The sequence below is a fragment of the Pseudomonas sp. R84 genome (assembly GCF_009834515.1).
Classification (GTDB): Bacteria; Pseudomonadota; Gammaproteobacteria; order Pseudomonadales; family Pseudomonadaceae; genus Aquipseudomonas.
Window position 1 is genome coordinate 5,761,926 of sequence record NZ_CP019426.1, and the last position, 19,955, is coordinate 5,781,880.

The 19,955-nt window shown below is 57.8% G+C and carries 19 protein-coding genes; 13 read left to right on the forward strand and 6 right to left on the reverse strand.

Annotated elements, in window-relative coordinates; all coding sequences use genetic code 11:
• Positions 1–16: 16 nt before the first annotated feature.
• Positions 17–658, forward strand: coding sequence for an oxidoreductase (locus tag PspR84_RS25505; RefSeq protein WP_160059559.1), 642 nt, complete (start codon positions 17–19; stop codon positions 656–658).
• A gap of 107 nt (positions 659–765) precedes the next feature.
• Here the strand turns inward: PspR84_RS25505 and PspR84_RS25510 are convergent, their stop codons facing one another.
• From PspR84_RS25510 to PspR84_RS25525, 4 genes are all read right to left on the reverse strand, one after another.
• Positions 766–1,050, reverse strand: coding sequence for a YceK/YidQ family lipoprotein (locus PspR84_RS25510; RefSeq protein ID WP_160059560.1), 285 nt, complete (start codon positions 1,048–1,050; stop codon positions 766–768).
• Positions 1,043–1,690, reverse strand: a complete 648-nt coding sequence (gene ubiX / locus PspR84_RS25515) for a flavin prenyltransferase UbiX (protein WP_034153751.1) — start codon at positions 1,688–1,690, stop codon at positions 1,043–1,045. Before ubiX ends, PspR84_RS25510 begins: the two co-directional genes overlap by 8 nt.
• On the reverse strand, positions 1,687–3,036 hold the full coding sequence (gene mpl, locus PspR84_RS25520) for a UDP-N-acetylmuramate:L-alanyl-gamma-D-glutamyl-meso-diaminopimelate ligase (RefSeq protein WP_077574683.1): 1,350 nt from the start codon (positions 3,034–3,036) through the stop codon (positions 1,687–1,689). The genes ubiX and mpl overlap by 4 nt, the downstream gene beginning before the upstream one ends.
• A gap of 370 nt (positions 3,037–3,406) precedes the next feature.
• Positions 3,407–5,320, reverse strand: a complete 1,914-nt coding sequence (locus PspR84_RS25525; RefSeq protein ID WP_160059561.1) for a sigma-54-dependent Fis family transcriptional regulator — start codon at positions 5,318–5,320, stop codon at positions 3,407–3,409.
• Positions 5,321–5,621: 301 nt separating this feature from the next.
• Here PspR84_RS25525 and PspR84_RS25530 point away from each other — a divergent pair, with 301 nt between their 5' ends.
• From PspR84_RS25530 to PspR84_RS25580, 11 genes are all read left to right on the forward strand, one after another.
• Positions 5,622–7,142, forward strand: a complete 1,521-nt coding sequence (locus tag PspR84_RS25530; protein WP_016984137.1) for an aldehyde dehydrogenase family protein — start codon at positions 5,622–5,624, stop codon at positions 7,140–7,142.
• Positions 7,143–7,356: 214 nt separating this feature from the next.
• Positions 7,357–8,808, forward strand: coding sequence for an ethanolamine permease (gene eat, locus PspR84_RS25535; RefSeq protein WP_160059562.1), 1,452 nt, complete (start codon positions 7,357–7,359; stop codon positions 8,806–8,808).
• A 52-nt stretch (positions 8,809–8,860) separates the two neighbouring features.
• Positions 8,861–10,255: an ethanolamine ammonia-lyase subunit EutB gene (locus PspR84_RS25540; protein ID WP_160059563.1), complete on the forward strand. Its 1,395-nt coding sequence runs from the start codon at positions 8,861–8,863 to the stop codon at positions 10,253–10,255.
• 5 nt (positions 10,256–10,260) lie between these two features.
• Complete coding sequence (gene eutC, locus PspR84_RS25545; RefSeq protein WP_160059564.1) at positions 10,261–11,085, forward strand: ethanolamine ammonia-lyase subunit EutC; 825 nt, start codon at positions 10,261–10,263, stop codon at positions 11,083–11,085.
• A 115-nt stretch (positions 11,086–11,200) separates the two neighbouring features.
• Positions 11,201–11,662, forward strand: coding sequence for a GNAT family N-acetyltransferase (locus tag PspR84_RS25550; RefSeq protein ID WP_007910890.1), 462 nt, complete (start codon positions 11,201–11,203; stop codon positions 11,660–11,662).
• A gap of 229 nt (positions 11,663–11,891) precedes the next feature.
• A complete protein-coding gene (locus PspR84_RS25555) occupies positions 11,892–12,542 on the forward strand; it encodes a DedA family protein (protein WP_007910892.1) in 651 nt (216 codons plus the stop codon).
• A 4-nt stretch (positions 12,543–12,546) separates the two neighbouring features.
• A complete protein-coding gene (locus PspR84_RS25560) occupies positions 12,547–13,359 on the forward strand; it encodes a zinc-dependent peptidase (protein WP_160059565.1) in 813 nt (270 codons plus the stop codon).
• Between the two features lie 112 nt (positions 13,360–13,471).
• Positions 13,472–13,999 (forward strand): inorganic diphosphatase, encoded by a 528-nt coding sequence (gene ppa, locus PspR84_RS25565; RefSeq protein WP_003205933.1) that lies wholly within the window; start codon positions 13,472–13,474, stop codon positions 13,997–13,999.
• 223 nt (positions 14,000–14,222) lie between these two features.
• Positions 14,223–14,969, forward strand: coding sequence for a helix-turn-helix transcriptional regulator (locus PspR84_RS25570; protein WP_160059566.1), 747 nt, complete (start codon positions 14,223–14,225; stop codon positions 14,967–14,969).
• A gap of 502 nt (positions 14,970–15,471) precedes the next feature.
• Positions 15,472–16,671, forward strand: coding sequence for an integrase arm-type DNA-binding domain-containing protein (locus tag PspR84_RS25575; protein ID WP_160059567.1), 1,200 nt, complete (start codon positions 15,472–15,474; stop codon positions 16,669–16,671).
• 109 nt (positions 16,672–16,780) lie between these two features.
• Positions 16,781–17,494: a hypothetical protein gene (locus PspR84_RS25580; RefSeq protein WP_160059568.1), complete on the forward strand. Its 714-nt coding sequence runs from the start codon at positions 16,781–16,783 to the stop codon at positions 17,492–17,494.
• A gap of 89 nt (positions 17,495–17,583) precedes the next feature.
• On the opposite strand, the gene PspR84_RS25585 is transcribed toward PspR84_RS25580, so the two are convergent.
• Positions 17,584–18,633 carry an inovirus-type Gp2 protein gene (locus PspR84_RS25585; RefSeq protein ID WP_160059569.1) on the reverse strand — a complete coding sequence of 350 codons (1,050 nt, stop codon included), beginning with the start codon at positions 18,631–18,633 and terminating at the stop codon, positions 17,584–17,586.
• A gap of 394 nt (positions 18,634–19,027) precedes the next feature.
• Positions 19,028–19,258, reverse strand: a complete 231-nt coding sequence (locus tag PspR84_RS25590; protein ID WP_238785174.1) for an AlpA family transcriptional regulator — start codon at positions 19,256–19,258, stop codon at positions 19,028–19,030.
• Between the two features lie 357 nt (positions 19,259–19,615).
• Between PspR84_RS25590 and PspR84_RS25595 the strand changes: the two genes are divergently transcribed.
• A complete protein-coding gene (locus PspR84_RS25595) occupies positions 19,616–19,888 on the forward strand; it encodes a hypothetical protein (protein ID WP_174244534.1) in 273 nt (90 codons plus the stop codon).
• Positions 19,889–19,955 lie beyond the last annotated feature (67 nt).

Here is a 19,955-nt window from a genome sequence, read left to right on the forward strand (position 1 = left end):
TCAAGGGAGAGACACTATGTACTTGACGCCTCAGCACGTACTGCTTGCCGGAGCCACCGGTTTGACCGGTGAACATCTACTCGACCGTTTGCTCAACGAGCCAACGATTTCGCGCGTGCTCGCCCCTTCGCGTCGCCCCTTGGCGGAACATCCGCACCTGGAAAACCCGGTGGGAGATCCGCAGGCTTTTCTGCCGCAGCTCAGTGGTCGTGTCGATATCGCCTATTGCTGCCTCGGTACCACGATCAAGCAGGCCGGTTCGGAAGCGGCGTTTCGCGCGGTGGATCTGGACATGGTGGTGGCGTTCGCCAAACGCGCGCGGGAGATGGGTGCGCGGCATCTGATTGTGATCAGCGCGATTGGCGCCGATCCGAAATCATCGGTTTTCTACAACCGTATCAAAGGCGAAATGGAGCAGGCGTTGCGTGCGCAGGACTGGCCGCAACTGACCATTTGCCGGCCATCGCTGTTGTTGGGTGAGCGGACTGAACCGCGTCTGGCCGAGCAACTGGCCGGGCCGTTGTCGAAGCTGATTCCGGGTAAATACCGTGGCATCGAGGCCTGCCAATTGGCGCGGGCGATGTGGCGGTTGGCGCTGGAAGAGCAGGATGGTGTGCGGGTGATCGAGTCGGATGATTTGCGCAAGCTCGGCAAATAATCTATAGCGCCCGGAAGAAAGCTTTCGCGAGCAGGCTCGCTCCCACATTTGCACCGCGTCCCCCTGTGGGAGCTAGCCTGCTCGCGAATGGAGTGCGCAGCGCTTCCCTACAATCCGCCAGTTGCCTGAAAACTCACGCCAATCACCGTGAGCAACGACAGCGGCAACAACAGCGTATCAAGCAAAGCACTCGCCGGCAGATCTACCCCCGGATAACTCGGCGCTTCAGCCCCGAACCGATCCATCGCGCAGCACCCGCCATTCATTGCGTACAAATCCAGCCGCGTCCCGGAGTACACCACTGGTGCCCCCGGTTTGGCCGCATCCAGCGTGCGTGCCGTGGCGCACCCGCTCAGCAACAACGCCAGCCCGATCAACAGCAGCTTATTCATCACTGCTCAGATGATGCTCGCCCCAACGCGGCAGCATGTCCTGAGGAATACCGAGCAGATTGAGAATTCGCGCCACGACGAAATCGATCAGGTCGTCGATGGTCTGCGGCTGGTGATAGAACCCCGGCGAGGCCGGCAGAATCGTCACGCCCATGTTCGACAGCTTGAGCATGTGCTCCAGATGAATGCTCGAATACGGCGCCTCGCGCGGCACCAGAATCAACTGGCGACGCTCCTTCAAAGTGACATCGGCGGCGCGTTCGATCAGGTTGTTGCAGGCGCCCGTGGCAATCGCCGATAGCGTGCCCGTGGAGCACGGCACCACGACCATCGCCGCCGGAGCGCCCGACCCCGAGGCGACCGGCGACATCCAGTCTTCCTTGCCGTACACGCGGATCTGCCCGGCGGCGGCCCCGGTGTATTCGGTCAGGAATGCCTGCATCATCTGCGGCTTGGCCGGCAGCGTGACATCGGTCTCCGTAGCCATGACCAGTTGTGCAGCTTTCGAAATCAGGAAATGCACTTCGCGGTCTTCCCGCACCAGACAATCGAGCAGGCGCAAACCGTACTGCGCACCGGACGCGCCGGTCATCGCCAGCGTAATGCGTTCGGGGCCATTGCTCTCAAAACGAGTGTTCATTGCAGCGCCTCGGCGAGTTTGCCGTGCAAGCCGCCGAAGCCGCCGTTGCTCATGATCACCACGTGCGTGCCGGGTTGGGCCTGGCTCTTCACGCGTTCGATGATGCCTTCCAGCGAATCGCTGACAATCGACGGCACTTTGCACAGCGCGGCGGTGCCGGCCAAGTCCCAACCGAGGTTGGCCGGCGCATACCAGATCACTTGGTCGGCATCGACCACACTGTCCGGCAAACCGTCACGGTGGGCACCGAGCTTCATCGAGTTGGAGCGCGGCTCGATGATCGCGATAAGTGGCGCGTCGCCGATGCGTTTGCGCAGGCCGTCGAGGGTGGTCGCAATCGCAGTCGGGTGGTGGGCAAAGTCGTCGTAGATGGTGATGCCGCGGACTTCGGCGACTTTCTCCATGCGGCGTTTGACGTTCTTGAACGCACTCAACCCGGCGATGCCCATCGACGGCACCACACCAACATGACGCGCCGCCGCCAGAGCGGCCAATGCGTTGGCGACGTTGTGCTGACCGGTCAGCTCCCACTCGACGGTGCCTTGCGACACGCCTTCGAACATCACCTCAAACGCCGAACCGTCTTCGCTGAGCAGTTTGACTTGCCACTGACCGCCGGCACCGGTGGTTTGCACCGGGGTCCAGCAACCCATTTCGATCACACGTTGCAAGGCCGGCTCGGTAGTCGGGTGGATAACCAGGCCTTCACTCGGGATGGTGCGCACCAAGTGGTGGAATTGCCGCTCGATCGCCGGCAGATCCGGGAAGATGTCGGCATGATCGAACTCAAGGTTATTGAGGATCGCGGTGCGCGGACGGTAGTGAACGAATTTCGAGCGCTTGTCGAAGAAGGCGCTGTCGTACTCGTCGGCCTCGATCACGAAGAACGGCGTGCCGCCCAGACGTGCCGATACCGAGAAATTCTGCGGCACGCCACCGATCAGGAAACCCGGGCTCATGCCAGCATGTTCCAGGACCCAGGCGAGCATGCTGCTGGTGGTGGTTTTGCCGTGCGTACCGGCAACCGCCAGCACCCAGCGACCTTGCAGCACGTGGTCAGCCAGCCACTGCGGGCCGGACACATACGGCAGGCCTTTGTTCAGCACATATTCCACCGCCGGATTGCCGCGCGACATGGCGTTGCCGATCACCACCAGATCCGGCGCCGGATCGAGCTGCGCCGGGTCATAACCCTGCGTCAGCTGAATGCCCTGGGCTTCAAGCTGTGTGCTCATCGGTGGATAGACGTTGGCGTCGGAGCCGGTCACGTGATGGCCCAGCTCTTTGGCCAACACCGCCATGGAGCCCATGAAAGTCCCGCAGATACCCAGAATATGAATGTGCATAGTCGACCTCGTAAAACATGGCCGCAGGTTAGCGTAGGGAGGGGGAAATCGCACTCTTTAGCTGAGAGGCGGGGCTGGTTTGGCCTGGCATTTGGGTTCGCCTGTAGATTGCGGCCCCTCACCCCAGCCCTCTCCCGAGGGAGAGGGAGCCGATCTGCGTCGTTTTCAAATCCTGAGTTCGGCTCGATATTTCAGGTCGGCGTAGATCAGTAGATCTGACTCGGCCAGTCCACTTTTCGGCGGGAGAGGGAGCCGATCTCGGTCGCGTTCAAATCCTTGAGTTCGGCTCTGTAACTCAGGTCGGCGTAGATCAGTAGAGCGACTCGGTCAGTCCCCTCTCCCTCTGGGAGAGGGCTAGGGTGAGGGCCTTCTAACTGACTCGCCGCTCAATCCCATGCTTACGCAGCTTTCTATAAAGGGTATTGCGGCTGACCCCAAGCTGCTCAGCCGTTTGCGTCATATGCCACCGCGTCTGCTCCAAAGTTTTAAGCAGGGCAATCCGCTCGGCGTCAGCCAGTGGGTGTTCGCCAGACTCGGTTGGCGGAAGGACTGGACGCCCCTGCCGAATCATCACCGGCAAATCCTCAATCCCGACCCGCCCTTCATCACACAACGCCGCCAACGTGCGCAGCACATTGCGCAACTGCCGCACATTGCCCGGCCAATTAAAGGCAAGCAAAGCCTGACGCGCCGGTTCCTCGATGACTATCGTTTCACCGCCCGCCTCCTCGGCCAGCAGAAAATCCAGCAACTGCGATTTATCACTACGCTCGCGTAATGCCGGCAACGCCACTTCCAGGCCGTTGAGCCGGTAATACAAATCCTCGCGGAAGCTGCCATCCGCGACCCGCGCCAGCAGATTGCGGTGGGTGGCACTGATGATCCGCACGTTGACCGACTCCGGCTCGCCGCCGATCGGCACCACCTGACGATCCTCCAGAACTCGCAACAGCCGAGTCTGCAAGGCCAGCGGCATGTCGCCGATTTCATCGAGGAACAACGTCCCGCCATCGGCCTGCTGCAGCTTGCCGCGCATGCCGTCCTTGCGCGCGCCGGTGAAGCTGCCGCCGCGATAGCCGAACAGTTCGCTCTCGATCAGGCTTTCAGGAATGGCCGCGCAGTTGAGCGCAACGAAGGCTTTGGCGGAGCGTTGGCTGGCCTGATGCACAGCCTTGGCGAAAGCTTCCTTGCCGGAGCCGGTTTCGCCGTTGATCAGCAGCGGTACATCACGTTCGAAGACGCGCAGGGCTTTGCAGAAGTCTGCCTGCAACGCCTCATCACCGAGACAGATACCCGACAGACGCGGCGCCTGCGCCACAGCCGGCCTCGCGGCCATCGGTACAGCTTTGCGCGACTCACCGCGCAGCACGGCAAACAAATGCCTCCCGTCACGAGTGCGCAGCGGCCAACTGGCACTGGCATGGGCACTGGCGCGGCCAAGCAACTCATCCAGCGAACAATCGAAGAACGCCTCGACCGGTTTACCGAGCAAGCCGCCACGAATATGCCCGAGCAGGTTTAGCGCACTCTGGTTGACCGCGCTGATCCGCCCTTCCCCGTCAAACGCCAGCAAGCCCTCGCTGAACAACCCGACCGATTCGGCTTGCAGATGAAAGCGCAGCAACCATTGGTTATCGAAACAGCGCAGGAAGTAGCAGCTCTCGATCATCTTCGCCGACAGATTGACCAGCGCCATAGTGTGGAACTGGCTCTGCCGCGAAACGTCGTGGCGCGCCGACGACACGTCGAGCACCGCCAGCAGTTCGCCATGCGGGTCGAACACCGGGCTCGCCGAGCAGGTCAGGCCGGTGTGGCGACCGCGAAAGTGTTCATCCTGATGAATGGTCAGGGCCTGACGTTCAACCAGGCAGGTGCCGATGCCGTTGGTGCCTTCGCAGGCTTCGCTCCAGTCGGCACCCAGCCAGAGACCGGCGCGTTCGAAGATCTTGCGTTCGGCCGGCGCGGTGACGCAGTTGAGGATCACCCCGCGCGCGTCGGTCAGCAATACCGCGTGGCCGGCGCCGGAGAGTTGTTGATGCAGGCTGCTCATTTCATTGCCGGCGATCTGTAGAACCTGCTGCAGACGTTCGCGGCTTTCCAGTACCCGGCCGTGTTCGAGCACGGTTGGCGCCATGCTCAGCGCCGGGTCGAGGTGGTAGTCCTCCAGACAGCGCAGCCACGAACGGGCAATCGACGGATCGGCACCGGGTCCGTACAGGTGCGGTTTGCCCTGGGTTGCGGTGAGAACCTGTCGGGCATGGCGACTCAAATGGTTGTCGTGCATTTCTTATTGTTCTCCCCGAGGCTCGACGGCCCAATGCTGAGGTGACGCCCAGCATCCTCCAGCCACCGACGCATTGCAATGCTGGCAAGACTGCCCGGTCATCAGCTGTACCGAAAGCGGTACAAACCGTCACCCCAACTGTACCGAAACCGTCACAGGCAAAATCCACTCGTCCGAGGAAAACCTGCCAAGCCCTTGATTTACCTGCGCTGCACGGCAGTGGCCCGACCTTTGCTCTACGCTTATAGCAAGCGCACTTGCGCGTTTCTCTAATAAGTACAAAGCCAAGGAGAACATCATCATGCGTTACGCTCACCCCGGTACTGAAGGCGCCAAAGTCTCGTTCAAAGCCAAGTACGGTAACTACATCGGCGGCGAGTTCGTCGCGCCTGTCAAAGGTCAGTACTTCACCAATACCTCGCCAGTGAATGGCCAGCCGATTGCCGAATTCCCCCGCTCCACTGCCGAAGACATCGACAAGGCACTGGACGCCGCCCACGCCGCTGCCGACGCGTGGGGCGCGACCTCCGTGCAGGCGCGCTCGCTGATCCTGCTGAAAATCGCCGATCGCATCGAACAGAACCTCGAACTGCTGGCGATCACCGAAACCTGGGACAACGGCAAAGCCATCCGCGAAACCCTTAACGCCGACATCCCCCTGGCCGCTGACCATTTCCGCTACTTCGCTGGCTGCCTGCGCGCCCAGGAAGGCAGCGCTGCCGAAATCGATGGCAACACCGTGGCGTATCACATTCATGAACCGCTGGGCGTGGTCGGTCAGATCATCCCGTGGAACTTCCCGATCCTGATGGCCGCGTGGAAACTCGCGCCAGCGCTGGCAGCGGGTAACTGCGTGGTGCTCAAGCCTGCCGAGCAAACCCCGCTGGGCATTACCGTGTTGCTGGAACTGATCGGCGACCTGCTGCCACCGGGCGTGCTGAACATTGTTCAGGGCTACGGCAAAGAAGCCGGCGAAGCGCTCGCGACCAGCAAACGCATCGCCAAGATCGCCTTCACGGGCTCGACCCCGGTCGGCTCGCACATCATGAAATGCGCCGCCGAAAACATCATTCCGTCGACCGTGGAACTGGGCGGCAAATCGCCGAACATCTTTTTCGAAGACATCATGCAGGCAGAACCGACCTTCATTGAGAAAGCCGCTGAAGGTCTGGTGCTGGCGTTCTTCAACCAGGGCGAAGTCTGCACCTGCCCTTCCCGCGCACTGGTACAGGAATCGATCTACGACGAGTTCATGGCCGTCGTTATGAAGAAAGTTCTGCAAATCAAACGCGGCGATCCGCTGGACACCGACACCATGGTCGGCGCGCAGGCGTCCGAGCAGCAATTCGACAAAATCCTTTCGTACCTGGAAATTGCCAAGGGCGAAGGCGCCGAACTGCTGACCGGTGGCAAGGTGGAAAAACTCGAGGGCAATCTGTCGACCGGTTATTACATCCAGCCGACCCTGCTCAAGGGCACCAACAAGATGCGCGTGTTCCAGGAAGAAATCTTCGGCCCGGTGGTGAGCATCACCACGTTCAAGGACGAAGCCGAAGCGCTGGCGATCGCCAACGACACCGAGTTCGGCCTCGGCGCCGGTCTGTGGACCCGCGACATCAACCGCGCCTACCGCATGGGTCGCGCGATCAAGGCTGGCCGCGTGTGGACCAACTGCTACCACCTGTATCCGGCGCATGCCGCGTTTGGCGGATACAAGAAGTCTGGTGTTGGGCGTGAGACGCACAAGATGATGCTCGATCACTATCAGCAGACGAAAAACCTGCTGGTGAGCTACGACATCAATCCGTTGGGCTTCTTCTAAGCGGATCGGGGGCGAGGCAGTCGTTTCTGCATCGCCCCTCAGATAGCTTTCGCGAGCAGGCTCGCTCCCACAGGGAATTGCGTGCACCTGCAATGTTCGAATCGACACAACGCCAATGTGGGAGCGAGCCTGCTCGCGAAAGCGGTGTGCCTTTCAACCCCATGATTCCTGACGGAATGATCGGGCCAATAAAACAATAAGAACGGTGAAACCTATGCCTAGCGAATCCCCGGCTGGCGCTCCGGCGACCGGCGCCTCCGTCGACTTTGAAAAAGTCGGATCGGATTACTTTCAACAACGCGAACTGAAAAAAGGTGCCGCCGGCTGGGTACTGCTAGTGGGCCTGGGCGTTGCCTACGTGATTTCCGGTGACTATGCCGGCTGGAACTTCGGCCTCGCACAGGGTGGCTGGGGCGGCATGTTCCTGGCGACGCTGCTGATGGCCACCATGTACCTGTGCATGTGCTTTTCTCTGGCCGAGTTGTCTTCGATGATCCCTACCGCTGGCGGTGGCTACGGTTTTGCCCGCAGTGCATTCGGGCCGTGGGGCGGGTTTCTCACCGGCACCGCGATTCTCATCGAATACGCCATTGCCCCTGCGGCTATCGCGGTGTTCATCGGTGCCTACTGCGAATCGCTGTTCGGCATCGGCGGCTGGATGATTTATCTGGCCTTCTACATCATTTTCATTGCCATCCACATTTTCGGGGTCGGCGAAGCGCTCAAGCTGATGTTTGTCATCACCGCCGTCGCCGCGCTGGCGCTGGGGGTGTTTCTGGTGGCGATGGTGCCGCATTTCGACGTCGCCAACCTGCTCGACATTCCGGTCACTGCCGCGGCGGGTGCCAGTCCGTTTTTGCCATTCGGTTATGTTGGCGTCTGGGCGGCGATTCCCTATGCGATCTGGTTCTTTCTTGCCGTTGAAGGCGTGCCGCTGGCCGCCGAAGAAACCAAAAACCCCAAACGTGACCTGCCGCGCGGCTTGATCGGCGCCATGTTGGTGCTTCTGATGTTTGCCCTGCTGATTCTCATCGTCGGTCCCGGCGGTGCGGGTGCCAATTCGTTGCTGACCTCCGGCAACCCGTTGGTCGAGGCGTTGAGCAGAGCCTATGGCGGCTCGACCTGGATGGGCAGTTTCGTCAACCTCGTGGGGCTGGCCGGACTGATCGCGAGTTTCTTCTCGATCATCTACGCGTACTCGCGGCAGATTTTCGCGCTGTCCCGGGCCGGCTACCTGCCACGCAAACTGTCCGAAACCAATAAAAGCAAGGCACCGGTCCTGGCGCTGGTGATTCCCGGCATCATCGGTTTCGGCCTGTCGCTGACCGGCCAGGGCGATCTGCTGATTCTGGTAGCGGTGTTCGGCGCAACCATTTCCTACGTGCTGATGATGGCCGCGCACATCACCTTGCGGATTCGCCGCCCCAAAATGGACCGGCCGTACCGCACACCGGGCGGCATCTTCACCTCCGGCGTGGCCTTGGTGCTGGCGTGCATCGCCGTGGTCGCGGGCTTCCTGGTCGACCCACGGGTGGTAATCGGTGCCGCCGTCATCTATGGAGTGTTAATTGCTTACTTTGCGTTCTACAGTCGACATCACTTGGTAGCAGGCACGCCGGAGGAAGAGTTCGCGGCGATCCAGAAGGCTGAGCAAGCCTTGCACTGAGTGCCGACAATCCCGGCGCAGGCTCGGTCTGCGCCGTCACGGAGAATTGTGTATGGCCAGTTTCGCTCACACGGTCGGCGCCCAGACCTATCGCTTCGACAGCCTCAAGGACGTCATGGCCAAAGCCAGCCCGGCGCGTTCCGGGGACTTTCTCGCAGGCGTCGCCGCCCTAAACGACGGCGAACGCGTGGCCGCGCAAATGGCGCTGGCCGACATTCCGCTCACGCATTTCCTGCAAGAAGCGCTGATTCCCTATGAGACCGATGAAGTCACTCGGCTAATCATCGACACCCACGACAAACAAGCCTTTGCCGTGGTCAGCCACCTCACCGTGGGCGGCTTTCGTGACTGGCTGCTCAGCGACGCCGCCGACGAAACCAGCCTGCGCAACCTCGCCCCCGGCCTGACCCCGGAAATGGTCGCGGCGGTGTCGAAGATCATGCGCGTGCAGGATCTGGTGCTGGTGGCGCAAAAGATTCGCGTGGTGACAAAGTTTCGCGGCACCCTCGGTTTGCGCGGACGCCTATCGACCCGCCTGCAGCCGAATCACCCGACCGACGAACCGTCCGGCATCGCCGCGAGCATTCTCGACGGCCTGCTCTACGGCAACGGCGATGCGATGATCGGCATCAACCCGGCCACCGACAGCATCGCCTCAATCTGCGCAATGTTGGAAATGCTCGACGCGATCATCCAGCGCTACGACATCCCGACCCAGGCCTGCGTGCTGACCCACGTCACCACCTCCATCGAGGCGATCAACCGTGGCGTGCCGCTGGACCTGGTGTTCCAGTCGATTGCCGGTACCGAAGCGGCCAACGCCAGTTTCGGCATCAACCTGAATGTCTTGCAGGAAGGCTATGACGCCGGCCTGAGCCTGAATCGCGGCACTCTCGGGCAGAACCTGATGTATTTCGAGACGGGTCAGGGCAGCGCGCTGTCGGCCAACGCCCACCACGGCGTCGACCAACAGACCTGCGAGACCCGAGCCTACGCGGTGGCGCGACATTTCAAGCCGTTCCTGGTGAACACGGTCGTAGGATTTATCGGCCCGGAGTACTTGTACAACGGCAAACAGATCATCCGCGCCGGCCTCGAAGATCACTTCTGCGGCAAGCTGCTCGGCGTGCCGATGGGTTGCGATATCTGCTACACCAACCACGCTGAAGCCGATCAGGACGACATGGACACCTTGCTAACCCTCTTGGGTGTGGCCGGGATCAACTTCATCATGGGCATCCCCGGCTCCGACGACATCATGCTCAATTACCAGACCACTTCGTTCCACGACGCGCTCTACGCTCGGCAGACCCTGGGCCTGAAACCGGCGCCGGAGTTCGAACAATGGCTGGCCAACATGGGCATCTTCACGCAAGCGGACGGCAAGGTTCGCTTTGGCAACAACTTGCCGCCGGCCTTCCGCCAGGCGCTGGCGCAACTGGGATGAGTCACATGGAAAAACCGCCCGTGGACCCGCAAAACCCTTGGCTGGAACTGCGCCGCCTGACGCCTGCGCGGATCGCCCTCGGCCGCACCGGCACCAGCCTGCCGACCACTGCGCAACTGGATTTCCAGTTTGCCCATGCTCAGGCGCGGGATGCCGTGCATCTGCCGTTCGACCATGCCGGGCTCAGCGCGCAGCTGAGCGAGCGCGAGCGCGACTCCTTGTTGCTGCACAGCGCGGCAGTAGACCGCAACAGCTACCTGCAACGCCCGGATCTGGGGCGCAAACTGAGCGATGACTCGGCCCGGCAATTGCGCGATTACGCGGCCGCGCATCCGGGCGGCGTCGATCTGGCGATCGTCGTGGCTGACGGCTTGTCGGCGCTGGCGGTGCATCGGCATACATTGCCGTTTCTGACCCGACTGGAAGAGCAAATGAGCGCTGACGGCTGGTCGATGGCGCCCGTTATCCTGGTGGAACAGGGTCGCGTTGCCGTCGGTGATGAAATCGGCCAATTGCTCGGCGCAAAAATGCTGGTGATGCTGATCGGCGAACGCCCGGGACTCAGCTCGCCAGACAGCCTGGGTTTATATTTCACCTACAATCCAAAGATCGGCCTGACCGACGCCTACCGCAACTGCATTTCCAATGTGCGGCTCGAAGGCTTGAGCTACGGCATGGCGGCGCACCGCTTGCTGTACTTGATGCGGGAAGCGTGTCGCAGACAGCTGTCGGGCGTGAATCTGAAGGACGAAGCACAGGTTCAGACGCTGGAGTCGGACGCCGGTGCGGACATGAAAGGAAATTTCCTACTCAGCCCGCCCCCTACCTGAACCGTTTCCGCATTGCGTTTCTGCGCCGGTTTCAGGCAGGATCGATGCACGGCCGCACGGGTTTCCCATCGCCGTCAGAGCAGTTGAAGACAGCCACTTGAAGACGAGACCTATCATGCGGATTATTCAAGCGACCCTCGAACATCTGGATTTACTGACTCCGTTGTTCGTCAAATATCGCGAGTTCTACGGTTCCCTGCCTTACCCGGATTCCTCCCGCGCCTTTCTTGAAAAGCGTCTGCGTCGCAAGGAATCGGTGATCTATCTGGCCTTGGCCGATGATGACGACAAGAAACTCATGGGCTTCTGTCAGCTCTATCCAAGCTTCTCCTCGTTGTCACTCAAACGCGTGTGGATCCTAAATGACATCTATGTCGCCGAAGATGCACGCCGCCAACTGGTCGCCGACAACCTGATCCGCACTGCGAAGAAAATGGCCAAGGAAACCCAGGCCGTGCGCATGCGTGTTTCCACCAGCAGCAACAACGAAGTGGCGCAGAAAACCTATGAATCCATCGGATTCAAGGAAGACACCGAGTTCAAGAACTACGTGCTGCCGATCAGCGAAGAACTCTGACTGCAAGTGCAACGTGTGATGAGGGAGCCCGCTCCCTCAGGCACCCCGAATGCTTCCTGACAATTGTTCACACCTCGACATCCCTCGCTACAAAACCGACGCGCTTTTCATCCTTCAGACCGTATAATCCCGATCTTTCCGGCTTGTAAGAAAAACTACACCCCGCTGTAGGCTTACACGAAGTCATCCGCACATGCCTGCCGAGTCGGGCCGTCAAACAGGTGCCCCCATGGATTTCAACCCGCTCGACCTTATCCTGCATCTCGATGTATACCTCGATTTGCTGGTGAACAACTATGGGCCATGGATCTACGCCATCCTGTTTCTGGTGATCTTCTGTGAAACCGGACTGGTAGTGATGCCGTTCCTGCCGGGTGATTCGCTGCTGTTCATCGCCGGTGCCGTTGCGGCGGGCGGCGGTATGGATCCGGTGCTGCTGGGCGGACTGTTGATGCTCGCGGCCATACTGGGCGACAGCACCAACTACGTGATCGGACGAACGGCTGGCGAGAAACTGTTCAGCAACCCGAACTCGAAAATCTTCCGTCGCGATTACCTGCAAAAAACCCACGATTTCTATGACAAGCATGGCGGCAAGACCGTGACGCTGGCGCGCTTCCTGCCGATCATCCGTACCTTCGCGCCGTTCGTCGCCGGCGTAGCGAAGATGCCATACCCGCGTTTCTTCGGTTTCAGCGTGTTGGGCACCATCCTATGGGTCGGCGGTCTGGTGACGCTGGGTTACTTCTTCGGCAACGTGCCGTTCATCAAGAAAAACCTGTCGTTGCTGGTGGTGGCGATCATTCTGCTGTCGCTGGTGCCGATGATCCTTGGCGTGGTTCGCAGCCGTTTCGGCGGCACCAAAGCGCAATCGCACTAGGCCGATGTGGTCGCTGAGCGCCTGGCGTCGCCGGCGCATTCTGGCGAAGCACCCGATTGCCGACAACATGTGGCAACGGGTGCGGCATCACCTGAGCTTCCTTGATGGCATCAGCGCTGCCGAAGATCAGTGGCTGCGCGAAGCCTGCGTACTGTTCCTCGAAGACAAACACCTGAGCGCTCTGCCCGGCGTCGAACTGCATCAGGAACAACGCCTGCTGCTCGCCGCCCAGGCACAATTACCACTGCTCAATCTGGGCGATCTGAACTGGTATCAGGGTTTCCACGAGATCGTGCTCTACCCCGACGACTTTCTCAGCCCGCAACGTCATCGCGACGCCAGCGGTGTCGAGCACGAATGGGACGGCGAACACAGCGGCGAGGCTTGGCAGCAGGGGCCGATCATCCTCGCCTGGCCGGGCGTGATGGCCAGTGGTGGCTGGGAAGGCTATAACCTGGTCATCCACGAACTGGCGCACAAACTCGACATGCTTAACGGCGACGCCAACGGCCTGCCGCCACTGCACGCCGACATGCGTGTCAGCGACTGGGCAGACGTCATGCAAAAGGCTTACGACGATCTCAACCGTCAGCTCGACCATGACCCTGACGCCGAAACCGCCATTGATCCCTACGCCGCCGAGAACCCGGCCGAGTTCTTCGCCGTCACCAGCGAGTACTTTTTCAGCGCCCCGGATCTGTTGCACGAGGCTTATCCACAGGTGTATGCGCAGCTGCAGCTTTTCTACCGTCAGGACCCGTTGAGCCGGTTGCGGCAACTTCAGGCCTCAGACCCGGTCTATCAGGCTCACGACTAAGGTCTGCACGACTTTCGGTACATGGCATCGACGGCAGAATATGCCTATAATCGCCGCCACTTTTTGGTCAATCCGGCCAAGTGTTTTTGGTCAACTACGGGGGCAACGCCCAATGAGCTACAGCAAGATTCCGGCTGGCAAAGACCTGCCGAACGACATCTACGTCGCGATCGAGATTCCGGCCAACCACGCGCCGATCAAATACGAAATCGACAAAGACAGCGATTGCCTGTTCGTTGACCGTTTCATGGCCACCCCAATGTTCTACCCGGCCAACTACGGTTACATCCCGAACACCCTGGCTGACGACGGTGATCCCCTCGACGTGCTGGTTGTGACCCCTTACCCGGTTGCTCCAGGCTCGGTGATCCGCGCGCGTCCAGTCGGCATCCTGAACATGACCGACGACGGCGGCGGCGATGCCAAAGTCATCGCAGTCCCACACGACAAGCTGTCCCAGCTGTACGTCGATGTGAAGGAATACACCGACCTGCCGCCACTGCTGATCCAGCAGATCGAGCACTTCTTCGCGAACTACAAAGATCTCGAAAAAGGCAAATGGGTCAAGATCGAAGGTTGGGCCGGTGCAGACGCCGCCCGCGAAGCGATCACCAAGTCGGTTGCCGCCTACAAAGGCTAAGCACCTGCGCCACGCGTGAGGCTTGAAGAAAACCCCGGTTGATCCGGGGTTTTTTGTGCTCGGGAAAAGTTGTCTTAAACAGAGTGTTTATGACGGACTACAGAAAAGTTTTAGCCTGTGTAATTTCCCACAAGATCGCCTTACATCCCGTCGCAAAATTCAGCCCGTTTTTGAACGTCCGGTTTATTCAAACCGCTCTGGCACGGCCGTAGACTCCGTGTTTATGAGAAAGAACACTAGCGGTCCAAGATTCAAGGCACTCCTGGAAGCTGCGAACATCTCGACGACGGGTTTCGCAAAGTTCTGGGGCACGGAAGCCCAAAATGTCCACAACTGGTACACCCGGGGCGTCCCGGCGTATCGCATGGAAGAAGTCTCACGCCTGCTGTCCGTCAACAGCGAATGGCTGAAAACCGGCCAAGGCACAAAAGAGCTGCCAAGCCTGACTCCGCCTGCCAGCAACGGCGACAGCTTTGACGCCCATGATCCACAGGGCGCGTATAGATTCATCCATCCCAACGACATCGAACTGGCCTTCTTCAAAGAAACGCCACTGACCAACGGTTCCGACAAAACCCACGTCATTCAGGACCCGGACCTGTCCATCCGCCTGCTGCGTGCACAGGTTGATCAACTGGAGATCCGCCCCGCCGATGCCATCTGCGCGCACATGATCGGCAACAGCATGGCCGAACGTATCGAGGACGGCTCCGTCGTCGCGATCGACCGCGGCCTGACCCAAGTCGTCGACGGCGAGATCTACGCCATCGAACACGACGGTATGCTGCGCATCAAATACCTGCACCGCATGCCCGGCAACGGCCTGCGCCTGCGCAGCCACAACAGCGCGGAATACCCGGACGAAGTGTTCCGCCCGGCGCAGATCGAAGAGCAACGGATTCACATATTGGGCTGGGTGTTTTGGTGGTCGACAGTGAGCAAGCGGCGACCGGCGGTGCCGTTTCTCTGACTTGATGCGGTTTGTCGACCCTGCACAGAACCCTGTGGGAGCGAGCCTGCTCGCGAAGAGGCCCGGACAATCGGTACAAATCCCGGATTTCTGGCGTAGAAGTCGCTCTAAACCGCACTTCAGACTGGGAATCCCAAGCAAAACTCAGTATCCTGCGCCCCACATTTGCGCATCGACCCGCCCCGCGGCTCAGAGAGCGCCCGACGCGGCAGACCAACGTCTGACCAAGTCCCACAGCCGGACGCAGATCCGGATGTACGTTTTGAAGGCTGGCAAGGCTTACCAAAAATAGGCCAAGCCAGTCCCCGAGAAGCCGGCCACAAGCCGGCTTTTTAATTGTCCGAAATAATCCTATCCCATCCAAGAATCTTCCTGATAGCTTAGCTATTCCGGGGGCTCTAGGCATTCGCCTGTCCGATGGTGTTCAACGCCATCTGACCTCATCCAACGATGAAGTGGGGGGACAGGTGGGGGGACATAGCGGACGACAGGGGAAAATCCAATGGGTAAGTTGAATCCGAAACAAGTCGAAAACTTGACCGAACCTGGCACCTATGAAGATGGTGATGGGCTTCGCTTGGTCGTTAAGCCTACAGGGCGTAAATCCTGGCTACTCCGCTTCCAACTGGCAGGTCGTCGTAGAGAGATGGGGCTGGGTTCATTCCCCGAGGTGAGTCTCAAGAAAGCCAGACAAGATGCCAGCACCAAACGCACCCAACTGAGCGACGGCATTGATCCCCTTGCAGCCAGAGACATAGAGCGTGCAGCTCAACGGGAAGCTCAGCGTGTAAGTGAAGCCAAGCAAGTGAAGTTCGAGACGCTCGCAACGGAATACCGTAATGCTCATGGCTCGGCGTGGTCGGAGAAGTGGCGTAAAGGCTGGCTACGAAAGTTAGAGCTGTATGCGTTTGATCACATAGGCAAGCTATCAGCCGACGAGATCGGTACTCCTCAGGTGCTTAAGGTGCTGCAACCCATCTGGGCCACCAAGACCAGAACCGCCGACGAGGTACGTGGACAAATTGAACAGGTTCTAGACGCCGCCAAGGCACGCAACCTTCGAAACGGCGAAAACCCTGCTCGCTGGCGCGGGCACTTAGAAAACCTTTTGAGTCGTGCTGAAAAGAAGAAGGCTCGAAAGCGAGAGCACTTTGAGGCGTTACGCTGGCAGGATGTGCCGGATCTGATGATAAAACTTTGTGCAAACTCCACTCCTCCATCTTGGGCTGCTCAACTGCTGATCATGACCAGCGCACGCGCCCATATGGTCAGGTTCGCTCGTTGGGATGAGTTTGATCTAGAAGCTGCAACTTGGTCGCTGCCAGATGAGCGAATGAAAATGCGAGTAGCTTTCGTGATTCCGCTCGCTGAGGAAGTCATAAAGCTGGTCAAGCGCATTCCGAGAGATGAGAGAAGCCCCTTTCTATTTCCAGGCCACGGCAAGACAGGAGTCATGCATGCAAACGCCATACGGACGCTCCTACATGACATGGGATACAAACAAATCACTCGACACGGTTTTCGTTCTTCATTTCGAGACTGGGCTGGGGAATGCACTCACTACCCACGTGAAGTATGCGAAATGGCGCTAGCGCATGATGAGCGAGATCAGACTGAAGGGGCATACTCGCGTACTGATTTTCTCGATAAACGACGCGACCTAATGAAAGACTGGAGTGAATTCATTACGCGCCCTCAATAGCCACGCGGGTTAAACACGCCCCTCCCGACCAACACCCCACCACCGGTTCGACCGGTGGAGCCTCGATAACATACGAATAAACCAACTTCATCAAAGATCAGCAGGAAAAATGAAAGAAAAAAAGCCCGCGTTGTTTACGAGAACGCAACTCGCTATACAAGAGAATGAACGCATCGGCAACATCACAATCGATGCAGCCATCGCTAGGAATCGCGGGATACTGCATCTCCATTTTTTCTCACCACTTACAGAGCCTGACGCACATCTAGAACTGTTAGAAAGCATCCGTTCCAGCATCAGCACCCCTGAACTTCAGGGGCAGCTAGAGGAGGATTGGGACAACGAATCCAGCAAGCACGACAACGACGCCACTAAATTGCTTCAACACGTGAAGTACGCTTGCTTATATTTGGAACTAGCCAGCACTGCCGAGCAAAATAAAGCTCGCGACAAAGCTTGGGCCTTTAATAGCTACGCAAGCTTAATGATTGGCGAAATCATAGAGCGTTCCGCTGCGATCCAAAACCTTAACGAAGCTGATAAACGCTCTGTACGAAACAGTAAAAACGCGCAAGGCCGGAATAAATCTACCTTACCATTAAAAGAAGAGATCGCAAGATTGCTGGAAGACTTGCGACCTGAAGCAGGCTGGCCATATAAAACAACAGCCGTTGCTACGCTAGAGCGACCTCTGAGTGATTTTATCGTCAACAACAACATCCTTGATGTACAACCCTCAAACATTGAAACGTGGCTGCCCAGATGGTTGTGTGAAGATGAACTCGTCAATCCTGCTTGGGAGAAAACCAAACGTCACAAGTAGACAATAAATAAAACATACGCACTCGTCACCACAGAGTTCTCAGCACTGCGCAGGCCGCTCGACAGTGCTAATCTCTAGGCCGTGCATTCCTAAGCAGCCATTAACGCTCTTGGTCTGCCACGGGCACCTTTAGGGCTAGGGTATAACCCTTTTCCCATGCCGCGCCCTTTAGTTTGAAGTTTCATGTATAAATCCGTCTTGGTGAGATAAAACACAGCTTTGCACAAACCTGCGCGCAGCTCGGCATCCGCATGTTCAATCATCCCAATCCCACAGCTCGCATAGGCAAGCTTAACCGCATTGCAGTTGTAGTACAGGCCTCGACCTTTCGTAATCACCTCCTTCCAATATTCGCCAATCCGCTTGGCCAGAGTTATGTCTTCTCGAACCTTGGAGCCGTCAAAGAAAAACATCATGTGATAATGAAAGCCTTTCTCCGGCCCGTGCTCCAGCTTCCAGATGTAACCCACCATGTCACCAAACAGCTTGTTCGACCTCGCGTTTTCGAACAGGCGCTGTCGATCTTGCTTAGCTTGATCCTGCGTCGTCTTGGAGTTTTCTTTCGAATAGGAAAGATCAACCCTCAGCACCAGCAGTCTGGCATGGCGTTTGAACAACGCATCTACATATTCTGTGAGTTCCTTGTAGTTTTTATTACTCGACCTCTGATAGCTGTTGAGCGTAGCTAGAAAGTTCTTAGATTTGACCTCTTGACGAATCTGATCCACACACCGGTTCAGGTGCGCCATGAGCTTACGAGCCTCACTAGCTGGCCTTTCCATGTACCAAGACAAAAGTACTGGATACAAATCGAATTTAACAAGGCGGCTAATCGCCATATCTAGATACGGTTCAAATTTGTAAAGCGCATTAAACCGACTGTCGTTGGGAATGTGCTCCTTTAGAAGTTTGAGCAGGATATTGCCTGGAGCATTGCTCTTCAGGCGTGCATTGCCGAAGTCATCCACAACATCAACCTTAAACGCATCTCCTTCTGATTTTATAAGCCTTCTGACCAACCACGATGCGCTCTTCAGAGTCGCAATCAGACCGTTATCCAGAGCACCTACTTCTATGCCTTTTACCGTTAACCCGATCTTACTCTGGAGCGCTGCAAGGCGCTCTTCATCACCTCTCACAAACACCTCCTCTTGCCTAGGGAATTTAACTGTCAATCACATTACTGACTGACTTGACTGTTGATCAAGTCACTTCATTACATTTTGATATCTGTAGACACACCTCGCTCTCTACTTACACGCAAGCATAGGTGATGCTTGCTGAATAGTTACCATTCTCTAGGAGAGCAGATCTAGTTAATCCCTAGAGTAGTAATTACTAGTAAACAGCAATACTAATAACATATAAACCAAAAATATTAAGGCAAGCCGACCCCGATCAAAGCACTGCTAGTAGCGCACCTCACGATAGAAAGATTAGTTAAAAACGTATACGGAGTTAGTGTTCGAATTCAGCAAAAAAAACAGTAAAGGGAACTCCAGTCCCATCCATTAGCGAACAGGTCTTTGAAGATTAGCGCACCTCCTTGGCAGACATGCGCTGCTCAATCCAGGTGGTGATTTCGGAGTCAACCCAGCCGATGGCCGCTGACCCTAATTTGATTGGTTTTGGGAACGTAGCGTCGTACCTCGGCGACTGGGTGTCCATGCGGTCGTAGATCGTTGACCGTCCAAGGCCGATACGCTCGGTCAGTTGCTTCAGGCGCAAAATCCTTGGGTAGAAAACGGCTTCTGTATTTGTCACTTGCCTTCTCGTCATGTGTTGGGAATGACGCGACTTTAGGCCACCCTCGCCCTGGACTTAAGGCTCCAGCGACCAGTATTTTTTTTCTGCGAGTCGAGCGACTACTTTGACTGGGTCAGAGGCAGTACTGCCCTCAATAGGAACCAAGTACGTATACAAAGAACTAACTCTGCATGGGTTTTGACTGACAAACGCTGACCGTAGGGGGCGGGACGACCAACTGCTTTCACTCCAAACGATTTTGAAAATCATTACACACCTATATCACGGTACTGAATAATCATCATGGATGCTTCAACCATGTCATTTCGGTGCCCTTCCTGTAACTCGCAAAAAATCGCTTTCCATAAAACAGCCATGAGAATCGGTGCCGTTGTCGGCGCCGTCGGAGGCGCAGCACAAGGCGTCAGCGCCGCGCTCGCTGCAACCCGCACAGCCCATTCTGTCGGTGGCATTCCCGATCCATTTGCCATCTCGCTCAGTACGGTCTCTAGCGCCATCCTCGGCGGACTGGCCGGAGGCGTGAGCGGCTGTATTGTTGGTGCTCAACTTGGTGAAAAGCTGGATCGTCATATCCTTGCCAATAACTTCTGCCTGACCTGCGGGCATCGTTTCAACCTCCCTACTTAATCAATCTCTCAAATTACCCCGTCTAGTGCCGCGTTCTGCGCGGCGCTATGCCGCTCTATACCCTAAG